Annotated in this window: 14 protein-coding genes and 4 pseudogenes; 9 read left to right on the top strand and 9 right to left on the bottom strand. The window is 40.5% G+C overall.

All coding sequences use genetic code 11. From position 1 onward, the window contains the following. Window positions 1-3 precede the first annotated feature (3 nt). From CI957_RS10950 to CI957_RS09210, 6 genes and pseudogenes are all read left to right on the top strand, one after another. Window positions 4-234, top strand: coding sequence for a PLD nuclease N-terminal domain-containing protein (locus tag CI957_RS10950; protein WP_258082576.1), 231 nt, complete (start codon window positions 4-6; stop codon window positions 232-234). Between the two features lie 669 nt (window positions 235-903). Continuing rightward, window positions 904-1,959, top strand: a complete 1,056-nt coding sequence (locus CI957_RS09190; RefSeq protein ID WP_128754696.1) for a hypothetical protein — start codon at window positions 904-906, stop codon at window positions 1,957-1,959. Between the two features lie 123 nt (window positions 1,960-2,082). Next, complete coding sequence (locus tag CI957_RS09195) at window positions 2,083-2,580, top strand: hypothetical protein (protein ID WP_241646061.1); 498 nt, start codon at window positions 2,083-2,085, stop codon at window positions 2,578-2,580. Between the two features lie 87 nt (window positions 2,581-2,667). Further along, a pseudogene (locus CI957_RS09200) lies at window positions 2,668-3,036 on the top strand (transposase); the annotation flags it as partial. Window positions 3,037-3,409: 373 nt separating this feature from the next. Continuing rightward, window positions 3,410-4,747, top strand: coding sequence for a transglutaminase family protein (locus tag CI957_RS09205; protein ID WP_128754697.1), 1,338 nt, complete (start codon window positions 3,410-3,412; stop codon window positions 4,745-4,747). A 117-nt stretch (window positions 4,748-4,864) separates the two neighbouring features. Further along, on the top strand, window positions 4,865-5,773 hold the full coding sequence (locus CI957_RS09210; RefSeq protein ID WP_128754698.1) for a hypothetical protein: 909 nt from the start codon (window positions 4,865-4,867) through the stop codon (window positions 5,771-5,773). Window positions 5,774-5,941: 168 nt separating this feature from the next. On the opposite strand, the gene thsA is transcribed toward CI957_RS09210, so the two are convergent. The 7 genes and pseudogenes from thsA to CI957_RS09240 form a co-directional block, all read right to left on the bottom strand. Further along, entirely contained in the window at window positions 5,942-7,636 is a 1,695-nt protein-coding gene (gene thsA / locus CI957_RS09215) for a thermosome subunit alpha (RefSeq protein WP_096712588.1), read from the bottom strand. A 159-nt stretch (window positions 7,637-7,795) separates the two neighbouring features. Further along, window positions 7,796-7,969, bottom strand: coding sequence for a DUF5350 family protein (locus CI957_RS10695; protein ID WP_013036811.1), 174 nt, complete (start codon window positions 7,967-7,969; stop codon window positions 7,796-7,798). 105 nt (window positions 7,970-8,074) lie between these two features. After that, window positions 8,075-8,932, bottom strand: a complete 858-nt coding sequence (locus tag CI957_RS09220) for a glycine betaine ABC transporter substrate-binding protein (RefSeq protein WP_164909083.1) — start codon at window positions 8,930-8,932, stop codon at window positions 8,075-8,077. 142 nt (window positions 8,933-9,074) lie between these two features. Next, a pseudogene (locus tag CI957_RS09225) lies at window positions 9,075-10,022 on the bottom strand (IS5 family transposase). Window positions 10,023-10,197: 175 nt separating this feature from the next. Further along, the gene (locus CI957_RS09230) at window positions 10,198-11,094 is read right to left on the bottom strand and encodes a glycine betaine ABC transporter substrate-binding protein (RefSeq protein WP_128754699.1); all 897 of its coding nucleotides are present in this window, start codon (window positions 11,092-11,094) and stop codon (window positions 10,198-10,200) included. A 51-nt stretch (window positions 11,095-11,145) separates the two neighbouring features. Beyond that, window positions 11,146-11,976, bottom strand: a complete 831-nt coding sequence (locus tag CI957_RS09235) for a proline/glycine betaine ABC transporter permease (protein ID WP_128754700.1) — start codon at window positions 11,974-11,976, stop codon at window positions 11,146-11,148. Continuing rightward, on the bottom strand, window positions 11,973-13,187 hold the full coding sequence (locus CI957_RS09240) for a glycine betaine/L-proline ABC transporter ATP-binding protein (protein ID WP_128754701.1): 1,215 nt from the start codon (window positions 13,185-13,187) through the stop codon (window positions 11,973-11,975). The genes CI957_RS09235 and CI957_RS09240 overlap by 4 nt, the downstream gene beginning before the upstream one ends. 248 nt (window positions 13,188-13,435) lie before the next feature. Here CI957_RS09240 and CI957_RS09245 point away from each other — a divergent pair, with 248 nt between their 5' ends. Then, on the top strand, window positions 13,436-14,689 hold the full coding sequence (locus CI957_RS09245; RefSeq protein WP_128754702.1) for a DNA double-strand break repair nuclease NurA: 1,254 nt from the start codon (window positions 13,436-13,438) through the stop codon (window positions 14,687-14,689). Next, complete coding sequence (locus CI957_RS09250) at window positions 14,682-16,472, top strand: ATP-binding protein (protein ID WP_128754703.1); 1,791 nt, start codon at window positions 14,682-14,684, stop codon at window positions 16,470-16,472. Before CI957_RS09245 ends, CI957_RS09250 begins: the two co-directional genes overlap by 8 nt. Here the strand turns inward: CI957_RS09250 and CI957_RS11250 are convergent. Together CI957_RS11250 and CI957_RS09265 are read right to left on the bottom strand one after the other, a co-directional pair. Then, window positions 16,473-16,738, bottom strand: a pseudogene (locus CI957_RS11250) (sensor histidine kinase). A gap of 92 nt (window positions 16,739-16,830) precedes the next feature. Continuing rightward, window positions 16,831-17,010 carry a hypothetical protein gene (locus CI957_RS09265; RefSeq protein WP_128754705.1) on the bottom strand — a complete coding sequence of 60 codons (180 nt, stop codon included), beginning with the start codon at window positions 17,008-17,010 and terminating at the stop codon, window positions 16,831-16,833. Window positions 17,011-17,228: 218 nt separating this feature from the next. Here CI957_RS09265 and CI957_RS09270 point away from each other — a divergent pair. Then, window positions 17,229-17,515 (top strand): annotated as a pseudogene (locus tag CI957_RS09270) (transposase); the annotation flags it as partial.

Below are 17,515 nucleotides of genomic sequence, written 5' to 3' on the forward strand. Positions count from 1 at the left end.
TATATGGGTCAACTACTATGGGGTGTAGGTGCAATAGCTATTGTTTTCTGGCTTTTCATGTTATCTGACTGCCTTCAACGAAGCACAGAAAAATTTCCGCGAGCAGGAGAATATGAGAAGTTAATCTGGTCAATCGTCCTAATTTTCTTGAATTTTATAGGTGCAATACTTTATTACTATATGGTCAAGCTACAGGATAATACTATAAAAATCTCCGAAGATTCGACTTATTGAAAAGTACAAAGAGACTGTGATAAGAAAGGAATTCTATAGAGCCGAAGTTTCTCTAACATTTGAAGGGAGAGCTCTCGGTTGAAGCCGAATATCCGGTGATGATTGAAATCACTAGAAAAGAAGCATAAATGGGATGTCTATGAATGATAGTAAAAATCTAAAGTTCTGACCATTGCCCGGTAGGCATTACTCTTACAAATAAAGATTCAGTACAAAATCAATGTTTACCTTTTACGTTTTGTGATAATCGATCCCGGCGTTATAATATTGTTATTGTTGCTTACAAACCGGCATTCCACACACAACAGTAATCCTACTCGACTAATCAAATTCACTTTATGGATCATTTCATCTTTTGTAGTAGTTTTGACAATCTTGTAGTACGTGATGGGAAGCACTGGCGCTTTCAAATACTCTGGTTTTTCAGGAATATATCTGTTTCAGCGATTCCAGTTGTTAATTGAAGTGATGAACATCCATATATCAAGTTAAATTGAATTAGGGCAAATAATATATACCATTACGTCGAATGAGAATTTGCAATGTGGAGTTCCGATGAATATTAACCAACCACAACTCCACATTGGCCCAGAGGCAGGCTCAAGTTTGTTGTTTACAGTATATAAGCGTAGCTTTGCCTCTGGGGTAGATTGAAAGAGGTAAGAAGAAATGAACAAAAATAAACTTGGAACGTTGTTTGTGGCAATGCTAATATTGGGCGTTGCATTTACACCGGCAGTATGTGCAGCTGAAGAAAACGATTTTCAGCGATCGTTGTTGAAATTCAATGATTCCGGCAAAAAGAAAGTTATCACTTCTGAATTTAGTATTAACAGCCACAATGGATTGCACAATATTCAAAATGGATCAATAGTTCACTATTCATCTGATGGAAGAACGACTGTTTTTGATTCTGAGGGAAAACAGTCCTTCTTTGCAATTGCTGAAGAAACTGGTAATATTTCCACACCATCTGGGATGAAAGCAGCAACACATGTGTTTGAAGTTCCATCTGGATCTGAGATTAGTACAAAAGAAAACATTACTAATGTTTACCAAAATGGAGTAAAAATCCTCACTGTAATCAATGATGACAATAAAAAAACTGAAACAATTCCAGCTTATACTGGATGGCTTGAATACTCAGTCGATAGAAATGTTGATGATCTTTCAATGTTTAGAGCAGATTGGATCGTTCCTTCAGAGCCTTCAAACCCAGACGATGATGCAATAAACTTCCTTTTTAATGCAATTGTACCTTATGGAGAGAGTGGGATCATTCAACCTGTCTTAGAGTGGAATCAGGCAGGTAGCGATCGATGGACTGGTGCATCATGGAGTGGTGCAAATGGTGTTTATTTCCATAGCAATAGGATTAATGTTGATGCTGGTGACACGATTGAAGGTCTTATGCTATGGGATGATTACCATAATAGATGGTACATTGGCTTTGAAGATGTTACGGACAACAATTTTGTGTACATATACTCTACAGATGCTGATGATACAAATCTTGATGTTTTCACAACACTGGAAACATATAATGTAGATGACAACGCTGACTTGCCAAGTGATACAACTTTCTACAATATGTTGTTCAAGGATGAGAATGATAATACAATCACCGTTTATTGGGATGAAAAGTATGGTTCTGGTATACCTTCTGCCATTAATGGATTAGATGTTGTCATTTATTCATCATCTCAAGTCAAATTGAGAACATAAATTTAAAATAAATTAATATATTCAAGGTAATGAAGATAAAAATAGTTTCATCATCTCTTATATTTTTGATAATTATAAAATTAAAAAATAAAGTAGACAAAGAGAATATCGGAGGAAAAGAACTTGTTTACAGATTTTGTTTGTACTAAAAATATTAAATTTAATGTTATTTGTCTGACTATTTTTTTGCTTATCAGTAGCTTCGCTGGATGTATAGGCCCTGAATCAGTTGAAAAATCTTCTCAGATATCAAATGGTGTTGATACATCTGTAAATGAAGAAGTGGAGGATTTAGATATTAATTACTCTGCGATTGAAGTACTTCCACCTTATGATGAATCGGAGTCTGAATGGCTCAAAACAGATCCTTCTAATATAGCCAAGATTGCACTCAATGACATCCGTGCGAGACAGGTAATTCAGGAAGGAGGAACAATTATGGGTGTGGTTTATTCCTGTCATCCAACTCCAGAGGATTATGACGGCCCAGGATGTGCTCCTGCTTTAAGAATTAGATCAGGAAACAAGATAATTGATTTCTTAATTGATGAAGAAAAAGGAGTAGTCGTTGAGACAGTTACAGAGATAAGACAAAATGGTTCTACTGTTAGTATAGATTGAAAGCTTTGTTCAGTCATATATTGGATATTACATTATTTACTCATATGAAGATTCTACTGATGGGTAAGAAGTTATACAAATCTTGCACATGATACAAAACATGCAAGAAAATTATTAAAACAATGCCACTAAAAGATAAAAGCTGATTGATAAAGGATATGATTCCGAGAAGATACATGCTCTAATAAATGAAGAATTGAAAGCAGCCAGCATAATCCCTGTAAGATGCAGAAAAATGAAAAGATCAAATGAAAATACCGTAGAAAAATGATAAATGAATTTGATGAAGAGATCTATCATTACAGAAATCTGGTAGAAACGATGTTTTCTGTTTTGAAAAGGAAATATGGGGAAGAACTGAGGGCAAGGAAATAAAGAAATCAGGTGAAAGAGATCAAGTTCAAATTATTAATCCATAATATAGACAGGGCTATCTCTATTTCAGTAATTATTTAAACGAGAATTTCTACAGAGACCGTTTACCTTTTACGTTTTGTGATAATCGATCTTTCATCTTTTGTAGTATCTTTGACAATCTTGTAGCACCTGATGGGAAGCACTGGTGCTTTTAAATATTCTGGTTTTTCAGGAACATATCTGTTTCAGCGATTTCAGTTGGTAATCGAAGTGATGAACACCCAACCATCAAGTTAAATTGAATTAGGGCAAATAATATATACTATCACGTCGAATGAGAGTTTGCAATGTGGAGTTCCGATGAATGTTAACCAGCCAGAACTCCACATTGGCCCAGAGGCAGGCTCAAGTTTGCTGTTAACAGTATATAAGTGCAGATTTGCCTCGGGGATTAAATACAAGAGGTGAAATAATGCGAAATTTAAAGATTGGATACTCAATAGTATTGGCAGCAATATTATTGGTAAATCTGGCACTGATACCCGTATCAGCCACAGTAAATGACAGTAAAGTGGAGAATGAAACTTCGGATATTCCGGAATTTGAAGAATGGGTAAAACCCATGGATCTTTCGGAATACAACGGACATAAACCTCAGGTAAAACAGGAACCTCTGTCGCCGGAGGAACTTGAAAAAACAAATCCTTTTATAATTGCCTTGAATGAATCGGAAAAAAAAGAACTCAATAGTATTCCTAAAGAAACCACATCCCCGAAAGCAAAATTCGAATCAGGCGGGCAGATTTCAATTAATATACCTGCAAAGGCAACGCAACTGTCTGAAAGTGAAGATAAGACAAGATCAGATCCTGATGTAAAAATCACGGAAATAACTTATCAGTGGTATTGGGTACAGGACACCACATTCAATAATTACGTTACCATCCATAATTACGGCACCTCAACTGCAAGCGGAAAAGTTCTCTTCTGGTCAGCAGAAGATGGCTATGGTTACTACAAATCATTCAGTAATCTGGCTCCAGGTTCCAACATGACAGTAACTGTTCCCTTCCAGCCAACAAGTACGCAGAGTTCCATAGGTATAAAACCTATTGCTCTTGAAGTGCGGGTTGATCCGGATGATACATCTACTCATTTTGTATGGATGCCGTATGATGGAATTGAAAAATACAATAATGATGCAAATCATCTAGCTGATCCTGATAATGGAGTGAACCTGAATACAAGTGATATTTACCACTTCCCATTCAATGAAGGCTATAATATCATATTTGAAGCTGCAGTTGCAGGGGATAACAGTACAACCCCCTATGATACTGCAAACCAAATTACAGATTATGTTTATGATGTTATGCATTATGATGAAGAAATGGTCATAAATAGAAGTTATACTGCTTCCGATTTATGGGTAATTAGTCACACAAATGCCAGTGGGTACTATATTGGTGTTTGTGACGAGTATGCTACCCTTTTTAATGCATTTAATAGAGCGCTTGGAGTACCTTCCAAACAGTACTATATGAATATGACTAACACTTCAGGGAACAGAAGTGCACATGAAATAGCAGAAATTTGGGATGGGCAGGAATGGATACACTCTGATCCAACATGGAAATCCTTTGACAATCCAGACATCTACATTTCCCAAAATTACTCAAGCATGTATTTCTGGAATCTAAAGGACGCAGATGATGATCTTGATCCGAGTGATCCCAGTGGAGACGGATTGTTGCATTACAAATTCGATTTTGACAGAGAATATTTGGGATTGTTGAACAAGTATAATTAATAATAGTCAAAATGCAGAGTAAATCTTGAATAAACACAGATCTGAAACTTCTGTGTTTATTCGTGTTTATTTCAACGATTGAAGCTATCTTATCTACACTTTTTCCTAGGTGTATGCATGAAAAAAATAGAACTAATCATAGCCTATCTACTTATAATAACATTGGTAGTTACGCCTGCGTTTGCCGAAGATCTCACTCCTCCTCCTGGAGATGGTTTTAGTAGAGCAGAAATCTTTCGTTTACAACATATGTATCTGATAGAAGAAAATCAAGAAATTATGGATTTTATAAATACATTTGGGATCAGTGATTATGAAATAGCATATATTAACCGTACTCATAGATACAAATACATAATTCCAAAAGGAAATTGTTCGAAAAAACTAGTATTTCTTGAAATAAGTAAAGGAAGCGACGAAAAATGGAAAAGAGAAATTGTATGGGTCCGGCAGATCGGGATGAATGAGACAATTCCTTTTGAACCATCAGGTCCTCTGGATGATTTTTTCACTGCTCATCCCGAGGCTGAAAATAATGATACGATAGTCTCTTTTATCAACTCCTATGATCCACGGAAATGGAAAGAAACACCTACAGACATGAACCAGACTTCTTCACTGGTTTATCTGGTAGCCGACAGGGATGTTTTCAGGGAACTTATGTTCATGGAACAAAAGGGCAATATCAGCTGGGTCAAGACATTCAATGAGTTACAGGTATCCGTGGATAAGGAACAGGCACTCCATATAGCTTCAAAGGAGATGAATTCGTCGGTGTCTCCGGTAGATATCCATGTTGTATTCCGGGATTCACATCCTTTCTGGGTTGTGACTTACATAACAGGTCCCGCTGTCACTACCTTTTATATCGATACTGATGAAGGTGAAATTTACTATTACCTGAAGGATGCAGAGACTGATGAGCCGGGGCAATCTTCATACAAAGTTCCCGGTTTTAGTGGAATGTTTACTTTGATTGCATTTGGAGTGTCTCTTTGGATAGCAAGGGAAATGGGAACGAGTTGATTGTGTTTATATATTAATTACACTCAGTGATTGATCTCATGAATAGTCTTGATTACAAGTAATCCAGAAATAATAACGTAGAATCTGAATTATTATCTGAAAAAATAGACAAAAAAAGAAGTTGATGCATAGCCTTGAAAAGCTATGCATCATATACTTGTCTTTACTTTACATTCCACCCATTCCTGGTGGCATTCCACCGCCGCCCATTCCTGGTGGCATTCCACCGCCACCCATTCCTGGTGGCATGCCGCCTTCGCCACCGCCGCTTGATGGGGATGGGTTGGAGGATGCAATTACATCGTCGATCCTCAGGATCATTATGGATGCTTCTGCTGCAGCATTGATTGCCTGGGTCTTTATTCTCAGGGGTTCAACGACACCTGCATCCCACATATCAATGACTTTTCCACTGTAGACATCAAGACCGGCGGTCTTGGCGCCCTTTTCATGGTGGGAGCGAAGTTCTACAAGCATGTCGATTGGGTCCAGACCAGCGTTTTCTGCAAGGGTCCTTGGAATAACTTCAAGGGACTCTGCGAATGCTTTAACTGCCAGCTGTTCCCTGCCGCTGAGAGATGACGCGTAATCCTGCAGCTGGAGGGCCACTTCTACCTCTGGACCGCCGCCGCCGGATACGAGTTTTTCATCCTCTATGGCTACACCGACTACGCGCAGAGCATCATGGAGTGCTCTTTCAATATTGTCGACTACATGTTCGGTTCCGCCGCGCAGGAGGATAGATACGGATCTTGGGTTGACACAGCCGGTAATAAAGACCATGTTGTCTCCAGCAACCTTCCTTTCTTCCACGACTTCGGTCTTTCCAAGATCATCTGCGGTCATTTCCTCGATGTTGGTAACCAATTTACCACCAGTGGAACGTACGAGTTTTTCCATGTCACTCTTTTTGACACGTCTGACTGCAAAGATTCCTTCCTTGGCAAGGAAGTGCTGCGCCATGTCATCAATACCTTTCTGGCAGAAGACAACGTTTGCACCGCTTGCGACGATTTTGTCTACAAGTCCTTTAAGCATCTTTTCTTCCTGATCAAGGAAAGACTGGAGCTGGTCAGGAGAGGTGATGGATATTTCCGCGTCGACTTCAGTTTCTTTGAGTTCGATGGCACTGTTGATAAGTGCAATCTTTGCATCGGTGACTTTCTTTGGCATGTTGGAATGTACACGCTCTTTGTCAAGGATCATACCTTCAATGAGTTCTGAATCCTCTATACTGCCACCGACCTTCTTTTCAACCTTTATATTGTCGATATCAATTGTCTGGCTATCAGTCTTGTCTGCAATGCTTGCGACAGCGGATACGGCGATTTCGCTGAGTACATCTTTGGAAGCCTCTGCACCCTTTCCTGTCATGGCAGTATTGGAGATGTTTATCAGGGTGTCCTTGTTATCGATTGTAACATTCTGTGCAAGTTCCTTGAGCAATTCGCCAGCTTTCTCAGCTGCCATCCTGTATCCGGATGCGATGATTGTTGGATGTACATCCTGCTCGATCATGTCTTCTGCTTTTTTGAGCAGTTCACCGGTGATCACAGCAGCAGTGGTTGTTCCGTCTCCTACTTCATCATCCTGGGTTTTGGAAACTTCCACGATCATCTTGGCAGCAGGGTGCTCGATATCCATTTCCTTGAGGATGGTCGCACCGTCATTTGTGATCACTACGTCACCAAGGGAGTCTACAAGCATCTTGTCCATTCCCTTTGGTCCGAGTGTAGTCCTGACAGCTTCAGCCACAGCTTTTGCAGCCATTATGTTGTTGCTCTGGGCATCCCTGCCCCTGGTTCTCTGATTTCCGTCTCTTAAAATAAAAATTGGCTGTCCGCCAGCCATCTGTCCTGCCATTACTTTTACCTCCGTATTATATACATCAAATTGATATTCCCTGCATTATACAGGTCGTTTGTACATGTTTGTGGTTCTATATAAATGTTGCTGCAATGGAAGATCCCTTAGTCTATTGGAAATTACATTCAAAAAAATAATATAATAAAAAAAAGAAAATCAGCGAACAATGGCTTTCTGGGATCTTCTTTTGAATCTCCTCTTTGTACCTGCAGAAGAATATCTCTGTGCAGGTGCAGTGTGTGCCTTGTTAGCTTTGGCTTTTTTAACTTTGATTGTGTTGCCTTTGCGTCCCTTAATTTTTACCCATTCAATACTTCCGGTTTTGCCCATAATTATCACTCTCTATGATATTGATTATTTGAATATGTGGATTACTTTAGAGGGAATGCTAGTTATTAAAGGTTGCGGAAAAAAAGAAGTGAGGATTGTTTATCCTCACTGAGTGCCAAGTACTTCATCGTACTTCTCAGGATGCTCTGCGAGCCAGTCGGCTGCAGCCTGTTGAGGAGATTTTCCTTCATCGATAGCGATCATTATTGATTCGATTTCGGATAGGTCCATCTCAAAATTCTGGATGAGCTGATAGAATTCGGGCCTGTCTTCTGCAAAGCCGGTTCTGGTAAGAATAATCAGGTCATCGCTTCCTCCATATATTCCCTTTGGGTCCTCAAGGAATTTCAGCCCTTCCATGCGGGCAAAGGTCCAGTGTGGTCTCCAGAGGGTTGCAACAATCCATTCCTCATTGTCAACTTTATCCTGGAGTGTTGTGGCCATTCCTACAGTACTGCTGGAATAGAGCTCATACTCTTCCAGATTATACTCTTCCATAACGGTTTCAGTATTTTGCATTATGCCCGCACCCGGCTCAATACCGGTGATCTTGCCGTCAAATTTGCTGGCATTGCCCTGTAAATCCTCAATTGAAGTAATGCCGGCGTCATAAACATAATCCGGAACTCCAAGACCACATTTTGCACCTGTAGCTACAACCTGTGCCTTATTCAGATTGTCACCGTATTGTTCCCAGTAGGGACCCTGTGTAGCCGGCAGCCAGGCAAGGATAAGGACATCCACATCACCCTGTGCAGTTGCCTGATACAGACCACCCAGATCAGCGGATACAGTTTCGTATTCATAGCCTCCCTCATCAAGGATGTGCAAAAATACATTTCCAGTTGCACGTGAGTCATCCCACTGGACGACTCCAATTCGTACTGGTTCTTCTGTAGTCTCTTCACCAGGAGTTTCATCGCTCTGGGAGGTGCAACCTGCACCGATTAAAGCGATTGCCACTATAAGGCATGCTAATATTGAGGATTCTGATTAACGTTCCTCTTGCCTAACTTGAATGAATTTTGTTCCTATTATTGCTCTATTGTCCTGTTTTCCATGCAATTTCCTGAAATTTATGCTTATTTTTAGATAGCTTCCGCTCTCAGGCTATCACCTTTTTTCTTTTTAATGTCCTCATTTGATGCAAATTGAAACAAAACGCCGTCATCATCATTTTCAGATTTACTCTTTTAACCGTCGTAACCATCACCTTTCCCGCTCTGAAGACGCCTTTTGTCACCGCATACACCCTTTCACAAGGCATCCTCTTTACACTAATCCTGTCATTACGCATAATCTGCCTGATATTCAACGGTTTACCTCTCACCGCTCTTTGCATCGTTGCTGCAAATCCCTTTGCCTCAACTCCAAAATATCCCTTATCCCTATACACAACTTCTCCCTTTTCTGACAGATCGACTTGAGAATCATGTACTGATGCCACAGTCGTTTCAAACCTTCGAATCAATTCATTTTCCTTATCAATAATCGTATGCAGTTTGTATCCAAAATATGATTTGCCATGTTTTTTTGACCAATTTCCATCCCTGCTTCTTCTTGTTTTCGCTTCATCTCCTCTCAACTTATCCTGATTGGCATGTCCAGGTTCTGCAACAATAAAGGTTGCATCCTGAATCATTCCCTTCTTAATTTCCAATCCTCTACAATCGATCTGTCTTTGTAGTTCTCCCCAGATTTGCTCTTCAAGTTCCAATTTTGTAATCCTATCCCTGAATGCCCATACAGTTGTGTCATCAGGTATTCGTTTTGGAAACCCCAGGAACTTTCTGAATGAAATACGATCAATGCATTGTCGTTCAAGTTCTGGATCCGAAAGACCATGTCATTGTTGTAACACAAGCATTTTGAACATCATTACAACATCATTTTCAGGTCGACCACCTTTGTCTGTCCTGTTGATATACATAGATTCCAGTATGGTACGAAATGGTTTCCAGTTGATCAACTTGTCTATTTCGGATAGTTTGTCACCAGCAGCTATCAAACGGTCATATTCCTGTTTCAGGGTGAAATTACTAAAGGTACTCATGCAAGTAAATTTATCTTGATTAAATATAAATATTGTTGTTTAGTTTGGCTGGTAGAGGGGAGTTAATCGGAAATCTCTATTTTCAAAAGCTTATATCTCAAACTAATCACCTCTTTTTATTCAAAAATAAAATAGATGGCACGATAAAAAAATAGGAATAAAGGTTAAATTACCCTTATTCAGTTCCAAGCCATTCATTAACTTTATCGGGGTTGTCGTTAACCCATTTCTCAGCAGCTTCTTCGGCACTCATGCCCTGGTCTATATAGGACATGACCTTTTCATTATCGGCAACAGTCCATTTGAATCTGGTGAGTATTTCATATGCTTGAGGTTTGTCTTCTTTAAGGTCTGGTCTTGCGATGGTCACAATATCGTCTGATCCATAGACATCTTTTGGATCATCCAGATATTTCAAATCCCAGCGTGCAAATGCCCAGTGTGGATTCCACAGGGTTACAACGATTGGTTTTTCATCGGTTATGGCACTTGTAAGTGCGGATGTCATTCCAGGGCCACTGCTGGCTTGCAGGGTGTATCCGTCAAGACCATATTCCTGAATGGCTTCTTCGGTTTGGGACATGATACCTGCACCAGGGTCTATACCGGTTATTGTGCCTCCAAACTTTGATTCATTACCTTTGAGTTCGGGGATTGTATCAATATCAACATATTGAGGTACAACAAGTCCGGTTTTGACATTTGGCGTATTTACATTGACTTTTTCAATCTGGTCACCATATTGTTCCCAGTAGTTCGCCTGGGTGTTCGGTAACCATGCACATACTGAGAAATCAGCATTACCATTTGCGATACCCTGGTACATTATACCGGCTGCAACATTGTTGAGTTCAACTTCATATCCAGCTTTCTGGAATACTTCCTGAACTACATTTGTTGTTGCAACTGCACTTGCCCATTGTACATATGCAATTGTTACACTTTTCTCTTCGGTCTGTGTCTGGTTTCCATCACCAGTATCGCCTTCGTCTCCCTGCTGGGCACAGCCTGCAGCAAAGAGGGAAAGCACTAACAGAATTCCTACTAAAATTGCTTTGTATTTATTATCCATATTTTTAATTCCTCCTGTGTGATTGGATAAAAAGAATGAAGGCTCTGGCACTTACTTTGGTGTAAGGTGCTGTGTGAGCCTGTCAAGGACAATTGCTATTATGACAATTCCAAGGCCTGCTTCGAATCCAACTCCTATATCAACTCTCTGGATTCCTATCAATACCTGGTATCCAAGGCCTCGGGCGCCAATCATTGAAGCAATAACGACCATTGAAAGTGCCAGCATAATACACTGGTTTACACCTGCCATTATTGTCTTTAAAGCTACAGGTATTTCCACCTTGATAAGTTTTTGCCATGAGGTTGAACCAAAAGCATCGGCAACTTCCACAAGTTCTGTAGGCACCTGGGTTATTCCAAGGGTTGTAAGCCTGATCGCCGGGGGCATTGAGAAGACAACGGTTGCAATCATACCCGGTACATTACCAAGTCCAAAGAAGATGACTGCCGGGATCAGGTAAACAAAAGAAGGCATTGTCTGCATAAGGTCCAGAATCGGCCTCAGTATCCTGTAAAGAGTTTCACTTTTTGCTCCAAGTATACCCAACGGAATACCTATAATTAGGGCCAGTGCGGCAGACGAGATTACAAGAGCAATGGTCTCCATGGAGTATTCCCAGAGATCCATACTCAGTATTACTATAAATCCCAGAGCCGTACCTAAAGCAAGCTTCCAGTCCTTCCGGCCGACCAAATATGCAATAGCTGCAATAATCACAACAAACAAGAGGGGAGGCACTGCCATCAGCACATCTTTGAAAATATCAATGATAAATCCAAAGAGGGCACTGAATGCATCAAGGGCGAAGCCAAAAGTATCACTAATCCAGTAGACTGCAGATTCGACAACGCTGCCTATGGGTAATTGTGGTACTATCATTGTGTTACCTCCTCAACTTGTTCTTCATCATCCTCTTCTGTGGTCTTAAGTGCAGCAAGAATACTGCCTCTGACAACCACGCCTACAAGTTTGTCATTTTCATTAACAATCGCAATTGGCTGGTCAGTTTCCGCCCGGATTGATATAAGATCTTGAAGCGGAGTATCCATTGTAGTTTTAGGGAACTCTTTTATGATGACATCTTCCATGGTTTTTCCGGCTTTCTGTGCTCGGACCGCATCATCAGCTTTCAGGAATCCCTGAAGACGCTTGGCTTTATCCACCACGTATATGGAGGATATGCCATGTTTTTCCATGAGTTTGAGGGCGACTTGTAGACCGGATTTGAATGATACAACCGGGTCGGGTCTCTTCATTATATTCTCGGCGGTAAGGATCTTAGTTTTGTCCACACCGGCAACGAACCTGGATACATAATCGTTCGCAGGGTTTGAGAGGATCTCTTCAGCAGTCCCGATCTGGGCAATTTCTCCATCTTTCATCAAGGCAATACGGTCACCGAGCTTGAGGGCCTCATCAAGGTCATGTGATACGAAAACAATTGTTTTCTGCATCTTTTCCTCAAGTTCAAGCAACTCGTCCTGCATCTCACTGCGGATAAGCGGGTCAAGGGCACTGAATGCTTCATCCATTAAAAGTATCTCAGGATCTGTTGCAAGGGCTCTCGCAAGTCCGACCCTCTGCTGCATACCTCCACTCAACTGGGATGGTTTACTGAATTCATGACCTTTCAGTCCAACAGTTTCTATTGCGACTGATGCCTTTTCATGTCTCTCCTCCTTTGAGAAATCCTGTATTTCAAGACCATAAGCAACATTATCAATGATGGTTCTGTGTGGCAAAAGGGCGAAATTCTGGAAGACCATGCTGATCTGCTTTTCCCTGATCAACCTGAGTCTCTCACTGGAGGCCTTTGTAACATCCTCATCGCCAATAGTTATCGATCCGGATGTGGGTTCAATGAGCCGGTTTAGGCAACGTAGAAGAGTTGACTTACCGGAGCCTGAAAGGCCCATAAGTACAAAAATTTCTCCTTCATACACATCAAAACTCACATTATACAGTCCTACGGTCTGGCCAGTCTTGTTGAAGATTTCATCTTTTGAAAGACCTTCTTCAACATAGGACAAAGCTTTCTTTGGATGCTTACCAAATATCTTCGTTAAGTTGCTAACTACAATTTTCTTCATTCTTTCCTCAGAAATAAAAATAACCCCTTTTTTTTTATAGGTTATTTAGTAAAAGATTATAACAATCTTTTTTGTAAACATACTTCAATATTAAACAGGGAATAATCGTTTGGAATTCAAATTATAAATGGCTTAATTCTTTTTATACTTTATGGTGATACATTTTCTATGAAAAAATGGCGCTATCTGCTGAAAATTCCAGTCTATGTGAATGATTATATATTGTCAGGGACCTCTTTTAGCATTAAATGTCACTTGAACCGATTCACATAAAAGCCATACAAGAAATCGCATCCGGTATTGAAATGGATGTAGAGCAGGAAAATGAAGATAGCGATGCTAATGATCTTCTTGATTTTTTGAAAGAACTAAAATACGGCTCCAGAATTGTTTTGAAATCCATCGGGAGGCTATACAGGGGAAAGGTAGACATGACCCGAATGTCACAATCAAAAGACCCTGTTGAAAGAACTCTTTCTTCTGATAGTGGAAGCACTAACACTTTTTTCTTTGATTCGGGGCTTGCACTGGATTTCTGCCATTGTGCGATGGCTTCCTCGCCAAGCGATCTTGATATCCATTCCAAAAGAACAATAGTTGCTGCTACTTATTCCTCTTCTGCAAATGTTACTATCAACACTTCACAGGACTGGAGATTATTTGATAGGGACAATGGCAGAAGTCGCCTGGTAAAAATTGAGGCAGGTCTGCTGGAGACCAGGGAAAAACGCCTCGTTCACAATATTGCTCTTTACCTTTCCGAGTCCGAACATATTCTCTGGATGAAAGATATTTTTACAAAAGAGGATTTTTTCATAATGGATGGACCCATATATCCTAAACAGCTAATGTACTGGATGGTTGTCCCCTCTGAAGAAGTCAGAATAAGATATGACCCCTCAGCATTGAAAATATTGCAAAATTATATTGACATCATGGATCATGCAATGGATAATAGTCTTCCACTGGTAGGATTTGTGAAAAATCCTGAAGATATGCAGATCGTACAAACGCTTAAAAGGAAGGAAATGGAACTGGATATACCCTGGCTGGTAGATGCCCAGTTTTTCAAAAACGTCCTTCATCCTTCTGCTGAAGACTCACGCAATTGTATTACGTATACAAACTGGTTCATGCAACCCAACCAGTTCTATGAGAATATGCTCCAGACCACAAGTCCTTTGATGGATAGTTCTCTTTCCCACAAGTATGCTGCAGAGGATTATGCATTAACATTTTTTGTAATTTATGTTCCTGCTATGAATGTTCTTTTTAAAGTAGAGTCTCCTTATGGTCTGACAAAAGATGATGATATGAGGCACCTGCTCACCCGCAAAGTATTATATGACATTTCAATAGGCGGTATCCCACCGACACTCTCCAAGGTGGATTCGATAGCAAAGATACGCACAAAAGAAAGGAAACAGATTCTTGGGCAATTCAGTAAACTCAGGGTTGATACGAAATACAACGATATACGCTGGAGTGATACAGATGGATAATGATGACGACATACTTGCTTATGCCACAGGTAATAAAGGGGGCAATGTATCCTCGAAAGAACCGGTTGAAGATTTTGAGGAATATGTTCCTGATACAGTGGATAATCCGGATGGGTCATCCTTTGATAATGCGCTGGGTACAATTACAACAGGAATTGACCCGCTGGAAATAACTGAATCAGGTGCACGACTTACTGGTTATATTACTTCTTCGCACAGGCCGAATGTCAGGCTTGGTACATATGTACTGGTTCCCTACGGAGATGAAGATCTGTTTGCAAGGGTCTGGAAACTGCAGTACCTTCAGGAATTTGAAGTTGATGATGCGACAGAGTTGCATTCCCGGCGCATGTTAAAGGCCAATAATACCAATGAGATAGATTACAAATTCCTTGCATATCTTGACCCTCTATGTATCCTGTCTCCAGCAAAGGCAGGCCTAATGCGTCGCATGGCCGACAGGCTTCCCCGTCCCAATACTCCAATACTACCGGTTTCTGAAAAACTCAAGATCCAGACAGGTCTCAACATTCCGACTGAAGGTATTTTTCTGGGACATTTGAGTGTGGGGGGTGAACTTGTCAGGACACATGCTTCTCCTCCAACAGTTGCCTACTATCTGCGCAACGATTATTCAATGGGTGATCCTCTCATGTTCCGTCATATGCTGGTGTGCGGAAGTACCGGTACGGGAAAAACCTTCCTTACAAAAAATATTCTGCGTCAATTCCTGGCATCGGATAATCAGTATCTTGTAAGGGGTGAGCAGGGCAGGAAGAAAAACCCATGTCTTGTGATAATGGATCCGCAGGATGAATATTCCCAGTTGTTTGAAGAAAATGCGGATATAGGATATGCCGATGAAGTAACCTTTGCAGAAGAGGGCGTCTTGCATGGAGGACATCAGGATACAAGGACATTCCTGGCAAGTGTGGACGGCCAGTCCTATCCGGGTAAATCCCGTGCACAACAAATGGAATTTACAATTCCTTTCGAACTTGTAAGGAATAATTCCTGGTTGATATCAGCAGCTGAATTGACGGAAAACCAGTATATAGGCCTTGAGCTGTTGCTTGAGGATTATTTCAAGACTCCTGCAAATCATACCTATCAGGGATTTACAATTTTCATTGCGGATGAAGGCACACGTTCTGTTTATGTGGATAGTGGGAAAATCCATGAATCCTCCTATGATGCCATTGTGCGTAAGGTCAAAAATCGCTCTTTCAGCAGGGTATTCGACCAGCCGGCAAAACCGATAACCGAAATACTTGATGAGGTTTTCAAGCCTGGCAGGGTCAGTGTATTTCCGACTGAATATATAAATAATAGCCGTATCAGGGACCTCATTACTCTCACCTTGATGACAATTGTAGTGGATAACAAACTCAGTACATCAGGCAATGATTCTGTTAAGAAAACTCCCGTATTACTGGCTCTTGATGAAGCACACAGGTATCTTTCCGGTGCGATGTCGGCTCATTCAAGACGTATCGTATCCAGATTTGCAGATGCAGCAAGGCAGGGGCGCAAGGAAACACTTGGTCTTTTCCTGATTACCCAGGATCCACAGGATATCGATGACACCGTGCTCAAGCAGATAAATAGTCGGATCATTCTCAATCTCTCAAACGACAATGCCATAAATGCATTAAATGTTCCACTGGAATTTGAAAAAAGGATTCCTTATCTTCGCAAGGGACAGATGATAATTCAGAGTCCGGATAACAGTGATATTGTGGAGGTCACCGGCCTGCATAAATGTGTGGTAAAACACGCCTGATCAGGCACAGGGGAGGGTGATCCCGAAAATGCTCCCCTTTCTATCTTCCCTGTCTTCAACACCAGTCTGGCCGCCATGTAGTTCCGTTGTCTTTTTTGCAATTGCAAGTCCAAGCCCGGTTCCTTTTATACTGACAGATGACCCTGCTCTTTCGAATCTTTCAAATATGACTTCTCTTTTATCATCGGGTACTCCCTCCCCTCATCGATGAAACGTATTTCCCACATGTCATTGTCTTCAATTATATCTATGGTAATGTGGCCCATTTCAGGTCCGTATTTTATTGCATTTGAAAGCAGGTTGGAAAATGCTTCCTGAATTGATTTGTGGATGTTTGCAGGATATTTGACATTTATTTTCAGGTCGATTTCTTTTTCTTAAATTTTACTGCATATTCGTTTGCAACTTTTTGCAACATCATGGCAAGGCCTGTTTTTTCGAATTTGATATCGGTGAGTGTATCAAGTTTTACAAAAACAGATGCATTTTCAATAAGTTCCAGTATCCTGTTTATGTTTCTGTTGATAGTAATGGCCATCTTCTTTTTTCTGCATCCCTTCTCTCTGTTAAATCACTGATTATCTCCCTGAATTTAGGGTTTGCAAATATTATAGCCTCATCCTGGATTATTATTGAGATTTCTGATTAACTCCTCCCCTCACCCAAACTAAACAATAATATTTATATTCAACCAAGATAAATTTAATCATACGAGTACTTTCATTAATTTCACCCTGAAACACAGAATATGACCGTTTGATAGCTGCTGGTGACAAACTATATGATAATAGACAAGTTGATCGACTGGAAACCATTTCGTACCATACTGGAATCTATATATATCAACAGGACAGACAAAGGTGGCCGACCTGAAAATGATGTTGTAATGATGTTCAAAATGCTTGTGTTACAACAATGGCATGGTCTTTTTTGATCCAGAACTTGAACTACAAAGACAGATTGATTGTAGAGGATTGGAAATTAAAAAGGGAATGATTCAGGATGCAACCTTTATTGTTGCAGAACCTGGACATGCCAATCAG

The sequence above is a fragment of the Methanohalophilus sp. WG1-DM genome, assembly GCF_004104135.1.
Classification (GTDB): domain Archaea; phylum Halobacteriota; class Methanosarcinia; order Methanosarcinales; family Methanosarcinaceae; genus Methanohalophilus; species Methanohalophilus euhalobius.